The following is an 11254-nucleotide window of genomic DNA, read 5'->3' on the forward strand; positions in this document are numbered from 1 at the left end:
AAAGGAGCGGTTATGAAGCGTGTATGTGCGGGGCTGGGCCTGTTGCTGTGTGCCCTGAGTGCCCAGGCGGGGCCGAGTATCAATGTCGGGGATTTCTACGATTATCTGCGCGGCGATAAAAGCACCTACCTCAAGCGGGTTTTCAACGGCGGCACCAAGACCGCTTTCGTCAAGGTCAACATCACCGAAATGCTCTACAAACCCGACGGCACTTACGACGAAGTCCCGCTCAAGACCGAGGCCGACGGCAGTGTGCGCAACGGCCTGATCGCCAGCCCGGCGCGCTTGATCGTGCCGGCCGGCGGTGTGCAGAGCACGCGCTTGTTGTTTATGGGCGAGCGTGACAAGGAGCGCTACTTCCGCGTGCGTTACTTGCCGGTGGCGCCGGAGAAAGACGATGAGTTCCAGGTCAGCGATGAAGAACGCGAAGCCTATAAAAACACCCTGGCCGGTGGCGTGCAGGTGATGGCTGGCTATGGCACGGTATTTTTCGTTCGTCCCAAGGACAGCCGCTTCGACACGAAGATCGAGAACGGTGGGCAGCGCTACGTCATGCGCAATGCCGGCAACACCGTGGTACTGGTCGATGAGTTCAAGGACTGTGCGGGCCATGACAGTACCGACTGCGCGCCAACCACCAAGAACCATATCTTCCCCGGCCGCACCTTCAGCTTCGACAAGAAGGCTGGGCGCGTCTACCGCTTCTATCTGTGGGAAGGCGATGCGCAGCGCAGGATCGAAGTGCGCTGACGGACCCCGGCAGGCGCGCGCCCGTGCACGCCTGCCGGAGCTTGCGGTTCAACGCTTCGGCGCTCGATTGCGCCAGTCGCCGGCGTCGCGCAAAGCATTGCGCGTCTGTTCGCGCATCCACGCCAGGGCGTCATAGCCCAGCGTTTCTTCCAGGCGCTCGCAGGCGGCCTGAAACGCAGCGTCATCGCCTTGCAACTGCCCATCGGTAATACCCAATAGGGCCGCCAAATCCTGCATCTGCTGTAGGGCCTCGGGCGTCGGTGCCCTGCGCCATTGTTCATGCAAGTCTTGCAACTCATACAACTGCCCGTGACGCGTTTTGAGCCTTTGCTGATGCTGCGCGTGGCGTTCGGGATAGCGCTGCTCCAGCCAGCCGCGCCAGTGTGGGTCCAGCAGCATGCGGTTGACCAGGCCGTCGCCTTCGCCCAGTTCCAGCACCTGGCGGTACGCGCTGCCGATCTGCGCCTCGCTCACGTTGGCCGTCAGGCGGTAGATCATATGGTCCGCGATCCACGGCAAGTCCAGGCGCTGCGCCAACGCAGTCTGGTAGGCCAGGTACACCTCTACTTCATCCACCTCGCCAGGCAGGTTGTCGACGATTTCGCTGCGCAGCCGCAGACCCTGGCCGCCCTGGGAGAGCGGCGCCAGGCGCTGGCGGATGTCGGCCCGCGCCACGTCGTTGAGCTGCCGCAACCGCGCAATGCCCCGGCACAGCACGGCCAGACGCTGCTCGTGAACCTCGGGCGAGGGGGCATAGCGTTCGATCTGATGGACCAACACCTCCACGCCCAGCTCGTTGAATATTTGCGTGCTGGCATCGGCGCAGTTGGCCGGGTAACTGGCCATCTCGAACAGTTTCAGGCGCAGGGCAGTGTCGGCGTCCGCCGCCTCCAGCAGCTCCCAGACCTGTTGCGTCAAGGTGCGGTGGTTGGCGGTGTAACGCTGTTCGTCTTCGGCGCTCTGGAATTCGTCGGGTGCTTCAAGCGCTTTGATCACTTCAAAGAAGCCTTGGGAGCCATGCTCGTGTTCCAGACGATTCCACAGCGCCCGCGCGGCGTCCTGAGCGGTGGCGTCCAGGTAGGCCAGCCAGGGTTCACTCTCGCCGCGCGGCTCGTAGCTGCGGTCTGCGTCCAGGCCCACGGATTCGCGGTAGGCCCTGAAGCGTTCGCGACTCACCGCCCCCAGACGTGAGCGATCCAGGCGCGTGCGGGCAACCACCAGGGCGGCAGGGCTGCCCAATTCGACCTCGGGCACCTCGGTAATGGCTGTGTCTTGCAGGTTGAGCAGCCAGTGCGGCGGCCGGGGCACATCGAACACCCCGTCCGGCCAGCGTTCGATGGGCGTGCGGCTCAGGTCCAGTTCGTCCAGGTCGCGCATGCGCCCGATATCCGGCACTTGGCGGGTCGGGGTGTGGTTGAGTTTCAGGCGGCGCAGGTAACGCAGGTTTTTCAGGCGGGTGACATCCCGCGCGCGTAATTGCAGCAGGGTGTGCGACAGGTCGAGGTTTTCCAGATGGCGCAGGTCCACCAGGGTATCCGGCAGGTGGGTCAGGGGGTTGTGGGTCAGATCGAGGGTGCGCAACGAGGGGAAGCGCGCGAGAAAATCGGCATGCTCTGCCTTGAAGCGGGCTCTGGCCAGGTTGAGCCCGACCACATGGCCGAAATCGGCTTGCAGCGTCGGCAAAGCGTCCGGTAATACCAGGCCGCTGAGGTCCAGCACTGAGCCGCGATGTTCGACCCGGGCGCGTACCTGGTCGTCCCAGCATTCGAGGATTCTGGCGCTGATAAACGCGCGCAACTCGCGCTCCACGCTCAGGCTATGGGCGCCTGGCTGCAGTGCCCAACGCGACAGCTCGCCGTTCAGGCGAATGCGTTCGACGACCAGGGTGTTGATCGTTTCGCCAAGGGCCTGCGGCCCGACGGTGTCCATGTAGGTCTGGATACGTTCTTCACTTTGGTAGGGGAACAGGGTTTTCAGAGCCTCCCGATGCAGGTCCGCGCTCGGCTGCGTTGGCCCGCGAGCGGTTCTTTTCGGCATCGGTGTGCCCAGCAGGGCCAGGGTCTCCCGATTCGCGCGAGCGCGTGTCGGCGGCTCGGCCAAGGCGATACGGCGTTCGGCCAGGGGTTCCAGGGTTTGCATCAGCCAGCCGCGCAGCGCGGTGCCCTGGCCGGTGCTGTAGCCCAGTGCTTCCCGGGTGGGATCGGGCAGGGCCCGGAGGATCGACGCGTACAGCGTGTCCGGGCCGTGCAGATGCTTTAACTGATCGTCGAGCACTTCATAGCCATGGTTGCCCTTGCGGATCAGCGTGCGGCGCACCTGGGCATCCATGGGCCCCGCCTCGCAGCGCAACGGCCCATCGGCCGTGCGTTCGCGAACTTGCAGGTGCAGGTCGGCGAAGGCATCGCTGTGATGCTTGAGGGTGTTGAGCACCATGCGTTCGCTGTCCGGGGTTTGCTGCCAGGGAAAATAGAAACCCTCGTAGGCATGGGTGGTGCGGGCGACGAAATCCAGTTCGCCGGCGAGGTTTTTCAGGCGCAGCGGCACGCGCTGGTGCTCATCCATCACCCGCAGTTCGTCGCTGTTGGCGCTGCTGAGTAGCGCGTCGATGGCGTGGCTCTCCAAACGCGGGAAGTGCTCACGCAACAGGCGCGTGCGCGGCTCGTCGGACAGCTCGCGCAAACGGTGCATATAGGGGCCAATGTCGGGCGCCTGCTGGCTGACGTAATCGGCCAGCAGGTTGCGCAGGTGTTGGAGCCGTTGGGGTTTCGGCAGATGTTGGCCCAGCAGCGCCTCGGTCTGGGGTTCATCGAGAAATGCCAGAACCCGCTCCGGCAGTGTGCCGGACATCACTTGTGCCAGGCTCATCTTCAGAGTGTCGGCGGGCGCGGCGTCGGGATTGCCGTAGTGGTGAGAGGCGCCGGTGAGGTCGGCGCGTAGATACACCTGCAAGGCTTTATTCGCCGGCCAGCCGGGCAGTTCGGTAACCGTCTGCTCGAACCACGCCGAGGCCGGGTCCAGTGGCTGCCCCACGCGAATACTGTCGCTGGAGCGGCTGGCACTGGCATAGGCGTCGAAGCGGTTGAGGGTGTCTTCCAGCAGGGGCGGCAGCGGCTGGTCGTGGTGGTAGATGCCGCGCAGCAGGTCGTCGTCGCAACCGCTGATGCGGCGGATACGCTCCAGTTGTGTATCGCTCAAACCTTCTACCGGTCGCCCGAGGCGACGCAGCAAGGTCGGACGGTCCCAGGTCTGGGGGTGTTCCGCCTCGTGCAGCACGATGCCGTCGCGCTTGAGCTGCACCCTGGGTTGATAGGCGTCGGGTCGGCGCGGATGCACGATGCGATGTTCGTCGCGCTCGGCGTCATAGCGCACCCGAAAGTGCTCGCCATCGCGTCTGAGCAGTGCTTGCCCCTGGTGCCGGTGCAGCCCTGACGGTTCGGCCCGGGCTTGCGCCGGCAGTTGCAGTGAGGGATCGGCATAAGGGCTGATCTGCGGGTTCCACAAGCGCGTGCGACCGTCGGGCAGTTGCACGGCTTTGAGGCCCTCTACAAAGGCCGACAGCTTCAGGTGCAACGGTTGCGCGACCTGCGCACCGGCGGCGAACGTGCCGAGCTGCAGCAGGTTCTGCGCCACCCCAAACATATGCTCCACGGCCTCCCGCGCCTGGCCCTCGGCCCAGTCCACGATGCCTTCGAAGACCTCGTCGGTCAGTTGATAAGCGGTGTACGCGAGCATCAGTTCACCCAGCCCGGGTATGAAAGGCGTGAGGACTTGCACCGCGACATTAAGGAGGTCGGAAAAGATTTTTTCCAAGTTGTCCCACCATGCCCAACGCGCCATGCGATCGACGCGATGGGTCGAGACGGCGAGGCTTTGGGCATCGTTGACGATCTTGTTCAAGCGCACCCGATACAAGTAGTTCCACAGGTCGTTTTCCGTGGAGACGGTCGAGCGGTTCTGGTAGTCGTGCTCGAAGCGTTGCACGTTGAATTGCAGATGCGGGTGCTCGATCGGCGTGTCTTTCCAGCTGGGCTGGCTGTCGGTGGGCGCTTTGTGGTGCCACTGCACGCGGCTTAGGCGCGCATTGAGGTTGGCGAAGAAATACCCGCGTTGGTCGTGGGCGACGAAGCGACTGAAAAAGACCTGATAGTGCTCGACGTCGCGCAGTTGGCGGGTCAGTTCAGCCATGAAGGCCTGCGGTGAAGGGTAGTGCTTGAGCGGGTGTTCGGGGTCGTCCGGCACATAGGCGAGCACCTGGGTCAGCGGCGTGGGCGGCGATGGCGGGCTATGCAGCAGGATGATGCCGGTGAGCCGCGTGTTCATCATGTCCAGGGTGTGGCAATGCAGCGGCTGGCCCTCCCACTCGACGGCGGGTTGGCCGGCGGCCAGGGCCAGCAACGGTGCCAGGGCGTTGCGCGGAATATCGCCCTTGTGCGCGGCCAGTTGCGCGGCCGCGCTCAAGCCACTTTTCTGCTGGGCAAGCACGTGCTGGCGCACGCGATAGGCGACGCTGCGCTGCTCGAAGCCCAGGGCTCTCTTGAGCTGGGCCTGATACTGTGCGCCGATATCCAGCCGGCGACACAGTTGTTTGAACCCCTCGACAGTCAGCGCCGCGCCGCTGACCTTGTGGGTGAAGCTCAGGCTGCGTTGTTGCCCCCGTGCGTCGGGGCGCGAGAGAAACGCGTAATCGACAAACTGCTCGTTGTCGGCAAAGTTGTGCAGCGCCGCGTCCAACAACGACACGGTGCGACTGGTGACACCCTGGGTCACGTCAATCACCCACCAGGCCTGGGCGGCGCTGACATAGGTGCGTAGAAAGGTATTTTTTACATCGATGTCGCCGTAATCCTGGGCCAACGCCGTGTGCAGTTTGACCTCGGCGTAGGCGTAGACATCGTTCAAGTCTTGAAACGGCCCATCCAACGCATTGAGGTTTTGCCAGTGTGCGTCCACTGCCTGCTTGAGGGGGCGCGGTAGCGATGTGGGAGGGATCGGATGGCGGCGTGCAGCGTGGTGTAAAGCTTTGAAGCGTTGTGGGTGGGTAGCGGTCAGCCAGGGCGGAAGCGCAGTGTTGATGAAGTCGTAATGCAGCCCTTTAAAGGCTTGGGCAAAGGGGATGTCAGCCATGCAATGAATCCTGAAAATCAGCTCATGAGGCATTCGAGTCTAATGAGGGCAGGGGGCGAGAATAAGCGCGAATACCGGGTTGGATACCCCGACGGGATGGCGTTTGATTTCGAAATTATCCATCTCGAAAATAGCCGGCTACCGCCCCTCGCCAACTGTCGAGGGGCGGGGACGCTTCAGGATGTTTGCGCTGCGATTTCTAAGGCCTGGCGGGTCAGGCGCCGTGCCAGATCACGGTAATCGCGCTGGATATGCTCGTAGAAGGTATTCACCGTCGCGTCGGACAGCGGCTGCTCCTCAAGCACCTCGGCCTGCGCAAGGTTCAACGTGTCGGCCAGGCTGACCAGCTGCGTGCGCAGCGTAGCCTTGCGCTCGACGCTCACGGACGGGCTCACCCACTCGCGGTGCGCTTCCAGCAAGTCCTCCAGTTGGCTGCCGGCCTCGGCACGTCGTTCCAAGGCTTGGTTGAACGACTCAACGTATTTTTCTTGCAGGTATTCGTTCCAGAACGGTTGCTCAAGCATGCCATCGACCAGACCGTTACCGCGCTCCTGATGGGCAATGTAGCGAGCGGCGCGGCTGAGGTGGGTTTCCGTGACCCTGGCGGTGTTGCGGTAGACCATATGTTCGGACAGCCACGGCAGGTCGAGTCGCGCCTTGAGCCCGGTCTGGTAGGCCAGGTACACCTGCACGTCGTCCACCTGGTTATCTCCACTGCCGAAGGCTTGTCCCAGCCCCCCTTGGCTGATCGGGTCGGTGCGATATTTGATTTCGGCACGCGCGCGCTCGTTGACCTGATCCAGGCGCCAGGATTGTTTGGCCAGCGTCGCCAGGCGGCTCTCGCGGGTGGCCAGGCCTGCGGGGCTCTGGTCCTTGAGGATGTTTTCCAACAGCGTCTCGACACCGATGCGGTTGAAGATCTGCGCACCGGCATCGGCGCAATTGGCGGGCGCGCCGGCCAGGCTGAATATGCGCTCGCGGAACTGGGGGTTCTCGTCCACGGCAAACAGCACCTGCCATACGCGTATGGACAGGTCTTCCCGGCCCTGGCGGAACAACCGCGCATCCTCCTGGGTTTGAAAGCGCTCCGGCGGTTGCAGCAGATGGAGCACGTCGAACAAGCCCTGGGAACCGTGCTCTTTTTCGACCTCGTCCCAGACCTCCTTGGCCGTTTCCAGATCCTCGCCTTCCAGGCCGCTTGTCCAGTAGTCCCGGTTGGCTTTGTCGCCGACGGGGCGTGTGCGATAGGGGTCGATGCCTTGGGCGCGGCGATAGCTGACAAAGCGGTCTTCATCGAGGCGTTCGAGCTTGGTACGGTCCAGCCAACTGTTGGCCACGATGCGCGCCGCCGACGAATCCGAGGCGAACTCAGGCACGGTGCGCACGTTGGTGTTGCTCAAGTCCAGTTCCGGCGTGACCCGTTTCGGGCTGTCCAGCCCCGCCGGCCAGGCGCTGATACTGGTTCGCCGCAACACCATGCGGCGCAGCTCAGGCAAGTGGCTGAGGTCCGGAGCGACGCGCATCTGCGTATTGCCTTCCAGGTTCAACGAGCGCAGAAGCTGGCAGCGTTCAAGGATCGCGTAGTCGCTGGGGCGCCAGGCGATGGGGTTATTGCTCAGATTCAGTTTGGCCAGGAACTTGATATTGGGCAGCTGTGACGGCAGGCCGGCGAGGTTGTTGTCGGACAGATCAAGGCTGCGCAGATTGGGGAAATTGTCGAGGAAGTCGGTGTCCCGATCCCCCAGGCGTGTGCCGCTGACATTCAAGCGCGTGACATGGCTGAAGTCCGCCCGCAGAGGCTCCAGGCTGGCGATATAGCGCCCCAGGGTCAGTTCGCTCAGGTCCAGCCGCGTTCCGCCGGAGCGTGCCTGCGCAGGCAGCAGGCGTTGATAGGCGCCTTGTTCCCAGCAGTTTTTCAACTCCTTGATGATGTGGCCGCGCATCAGCATTTCGTTGGCCACCAGCGTGGCGCTGGCCTTGGTCAGGCTGGGCTTCTGCTTGCGGAAGTTCTCCAGCTCTGTGTCCAGCACCGCGCGGTCGATTTCCAGGGTGTTGAGCAGTTGCTCCGCTTCCGGGGTTTTCAGGTGCGGTGTCACCTCTTCGATCTGCTCGGTGCTCAAACTTGGGCATAACCTGACCAGGGTTTCCTTGAGCGTCGGCGGTTGTGGCGGTTCGCGCCGAAACAGGCGGCGAAAGGCGTCGAACATGGGCTTTTGCAACAGCGATTGGGCGGCGCGTTCATCCACCTGACGCCGTGTGGGGGCTTGCAGCAGCGTGCGACGGTTGCTCAAGGGTTCCAGTTTTTCTTTGAGCCAGGCTTTGAAAATCGCGCCCTGGCCGGCCACATAATCAATCTTGCCCGGCGGCAGCAGCCAGATCAGGGCTTCGTACAAGCTGAACTGCGGTTGCGGCGCAGCGCTGCTCATATCATGGATCTGGTACTGCCCAGGGCCTGTGTGCAGCAGGATTTTCCTCGTGGCGGCCTCGGCGGCGCCAACCTGGCAGCGCACCTGGCCCTGGGCGGTCTGTTCGTGAATGGCGATGCTTATGTCGCTCAGTGCGTCGGTGTGCTGGCGCAGGATATTGAGCACCATTCGTTCGGTGTCCGGGGTCAGCAACGCGTCATCGTAGAGCCCCTCGCTTGCGTGGCTGGCGCGCACTTCGTTGGCCAGTGCCCGTGCCAGGTTTTTCAGGCGCAGAGGGATCTGCCGTTGTGTGTTCAGCGTTTCCAACTCATCGGGCGAGGTGCGCAGCAACAGGTTGGCCACCAGGTTTTTCGGCAACTGCGGGAACTGTTGTTGAATCAGCTCGCCAGGGGCGGTTTCGGCCACTTCCGTGGTGCTGTAGAGATGGTTGAAAACGGCGGTTTTTTCCCGCGCCACTTTATCCGCCAGTAACCCGCGCAGGGCCTGGATGCGCGCGGCAGACGTAGGCCCGACCGGCGCGGGCAACAGGCCGGCGAATTCGCTGTCGCTCAAGAACGTAGCGAGGCGTTCGGGCAATTGGCCGGCGCTTACCTCGCGATGGCTGATGTTCAAGGTGTCGGCATCGCTGGCTGTGGCTGCGCCGTAGGTGAGGGCGTGCCCGCTCAAATCATCGTTGATGAACACGGCGATGGCCTTGTTCGGCGGCCAACCGGGTAGCTCGCTGGTGGTTTGCGCGGCCCAGTTGTCCGGTAGCTTGGCGGCGGTACCGGCGCGCACCTGGGCCGGTGCGCGGTCGACCTGCGCCCGCAGCCGTATCCGCTTGAGGCTGTCGACCAACAGCGGCGGCGGGCTGTCGCGGTCGGCGTACATCATGCGCAAGTCTGCATCGCGGGTGGCGCTGGTCTCACAGGCCTGTTCCAGTTGGGTTGCGTCGAACCCTTGCACCACCGGGCCAAGGCGGCTGCGCAGCCTGTGGCTGCCCCAGGTCAGCGGGTCCTCGCCTTCGTGATACCACGCACCGTGCTCGTTATGAACGAGCCTGGGGGCGTAGGCCTCGGCGCGGGTGGGGTGCTTGATGCGATAGGTGCCGCTGGTTTCATCCTGCTCGACGACATAATGCTGACCCTCCAGGCGCAGGACTTTCTGCGCGCGGTGCCCATGCAGGCCGAGGGCATCGGGCTGTGCGTCGGCCGGCAACTGCAATTCAGGGCGGGCGTAGGGCGCCAGATCCGGGTTCCACAAGCGCGTTCGGTCGCCCACCTGCACGGGTTGCAAGCCGTCGATAAACGTCGAGCGCTTGAACGCACCCACCACTTTGCCGCCGATGGCGAAGGCGGCCACTTGTACCAGGTCGTTGGTGACGGTGAGCAGGTGTTCGCCGGCCTCTCTGAATTGGCCTTCGCTCAAATCCACTGCGCCTTCGACCGCATCATAGGTGAGTTGGAACACGGTGTAGGCCAGCATCAGTTCGCCCAGGTAAGGCACGAACGGCGTGACCACCATCAGAGCGACATTGAAAATATCCGATAACAGGCGGGTGAGGTTGTCCCACCAGGCCCAGCGCGCGTGGGTGTCGGCGTCGGCGGTGGAGACCGCAATGGCGCGCCCGTCGTTGAGGATCTTGTTGAGCGACTGCTGGTAGAGAAATTGCCACAGGTCGCCCCTGATCGGGGTCGCGGAAAACTGCAGGCGGGGGGCGGTCAGTGGCGTTTCGCGCCAGCTTGGGCGAGGGTCCAAGGGGCTGTGCTGATGCCATTGGACGCGGCACAGCCGCTGGCTCAGGTTGGAAAAAAAATGCCCGCGTTGAGTGTGATCGACAAACTGGCTGAAGAACTGCTGGTAGGTCTGTTGCTGGCGCGACGGGATCGGCGCGTTGGTTTGCAGTTTGCGCGTCAGGTCCTGCATGAAGGCGAGGCTGGAGTCGTATTCTTTGACCGGGCTTTCGGGGTCATGGGGAATATAGGCGATCAACTTTGAGGTGCTGGTTACCCGCTCCAGGTCCGCGGCGATCAGCAGAATGCCGCTCAATGACACGTCCAGAATGCTCAATTGATAGAACTGCATCACGCCACGATCACCGCGCAACGTGCGCATCAGCAGGTGGAAGCCGGCCATGCTCAAGTCGGCGGGCTGTTGCGCGACAGTGTGGATGCTGGCCAAGTGAGCGGCGACCTTGAGGGCAGCTTTTTGGCTGGCGATCACCTGGTGCTGCAATTCGGTCCGCGCCGCCGTGGCTTCAGGCAGCAGGCGCTCGTTCAAGTAGCGTTGGTAGTGGGCACCGAGGTCCAGCTCACGGCACAGGGCCTTGAACTGTTGGATCGACATCGTAGTGTCCAACGGCAGCACGGCGAAGTGGCCGCGATAGTCGGGTTGAGTGATATAGCAAGAGTTGATATCAAATGTTTCGCGTTTGGCGAAGTTATGCAGGGCGGCATCCAGTAATGACACTTTGCGGGTGGTCACGCCGTTGGAAAAATCAATGACGTACCACGGCGTTGCAACCGGAATATATAAATAAAGAAACGTGGTCTGCACATTCAGGTCGAGGCCGTATTTATCCTGGATGGCTTTTTTCAAGCGCGGTTCGGCGAAGGCGTATACATCCTGAATATCGCTTAACAGCCGGTCCACTTGGTTCTGCGTGCGCCAGCCGTCGGCATTGGCCTCCTGCAGGGCTTGATGCTGCGCCGAGGTCAGGCCGGCGAGCCCGGCCGGCCGCGTCAGAGTGGCGGTGTTCAGTTGGCCGAGCCTTGCCGGTGTGCTGGAGGTGATCCAGTCTGGAATGGTTTGTTTGATCAACCCGTAGTGCGGGCCTTTATAGGTGCTGCGCGTAGTTTCAGACGGAGGAAGTTCGGGCATGAACAGAAACTCTTTAATGGGTTCGAGTTGCTAGTTTCATGCTTTGAGAATTACCGTAAAAGTTCAAAATGCTGAAGCTTATTAATCCGTTGAGT

At 62.7% G+C, this 11254-nt stretch carries 3 protein-coding genes; 1 reads left to right on the forward strand and 2 read right to left on the reverse strand.

The annotated features are described in order from the left end of the window. The first annotated feature begins 12 nt into the window (after window positions 1-12). Window positions 13-750 carry a pilus assembly protein gene (locus tag QRN41_RS17935; RefSeq protein WP_034137143.1) on the forward strand — a complete coding sequence of 246 codons (738 nt, stop codon included), beginning with the start codon at window positions 13-15 and terminating at the stop codon, window positions 748-750. Between the two features lie 48 nt (window positions 751-798). Here the strand turns inward: QRN41_RS17935 and QRN41_RS17940 are convergent, their stop codons facing one another. Both QRN41_RS17940 and QRN41_RS17945 read right to left on the reverse strand, forming a co-directional pair. Beyond that, on the reverse strand, window positions 799-5874 hold the full coding sequence (locus QRN41_RS17940; RefSeq protein ID WP_285421937.1) for an NEL-type E3 ubiquitin ligase domain-containing protein: 5076 nt from the start codon (window positions 5872-5874) through the stop codon (window positions 799-801). Between the two features lie 176 nt (window positions 5875-6050). After that, entirely contained in the window at window positions 6051-11159 is a 5109-nt protein-coding gene (locus QRN41_RS17945) for an NEL-type E3 ubiquitin ligase domain-containing protein (RefSeq protein ID WP_285421938.1), read from the reverse strand. Window positions 11160-11254 lie beyond the last annotated feature (95 nt).

This window comes from Pseudomonas sp. efr-133-TYG-23 (assembly GCF_030209215.1).
GTDB lineage: Bacteria > Pseudomonadota > Gammaproteobacteria > Pseudomonadales > Pseudomonadaceae > Aquipseudomonas > Aquipseudomonas rhodesiae.

Coding starts and splice junctions, on each gene's coding strand:
- QRN41_RS17940 (WP_285421937.1), bottom strand. CDS start 5,874: ATGGCTGACATCCCCTTTGCCCAAGCCTTTAAAGGGCTGCATTACGAC.
- QRN41_RS17935 (WP_034137143.1), top strand. CDS start 13: ATGAAGCGTGTATGTGCGGGGCTGGGCCTGTTGCTGTGTGCCCTGAGT.
- QRN41_RS17945 (WP_285421938.1), bottom strand. CDS start 11,159: ATGCCCGAACTTCCTCCGTCTGAAACTACGCGCAGCACCTATAAAGGC.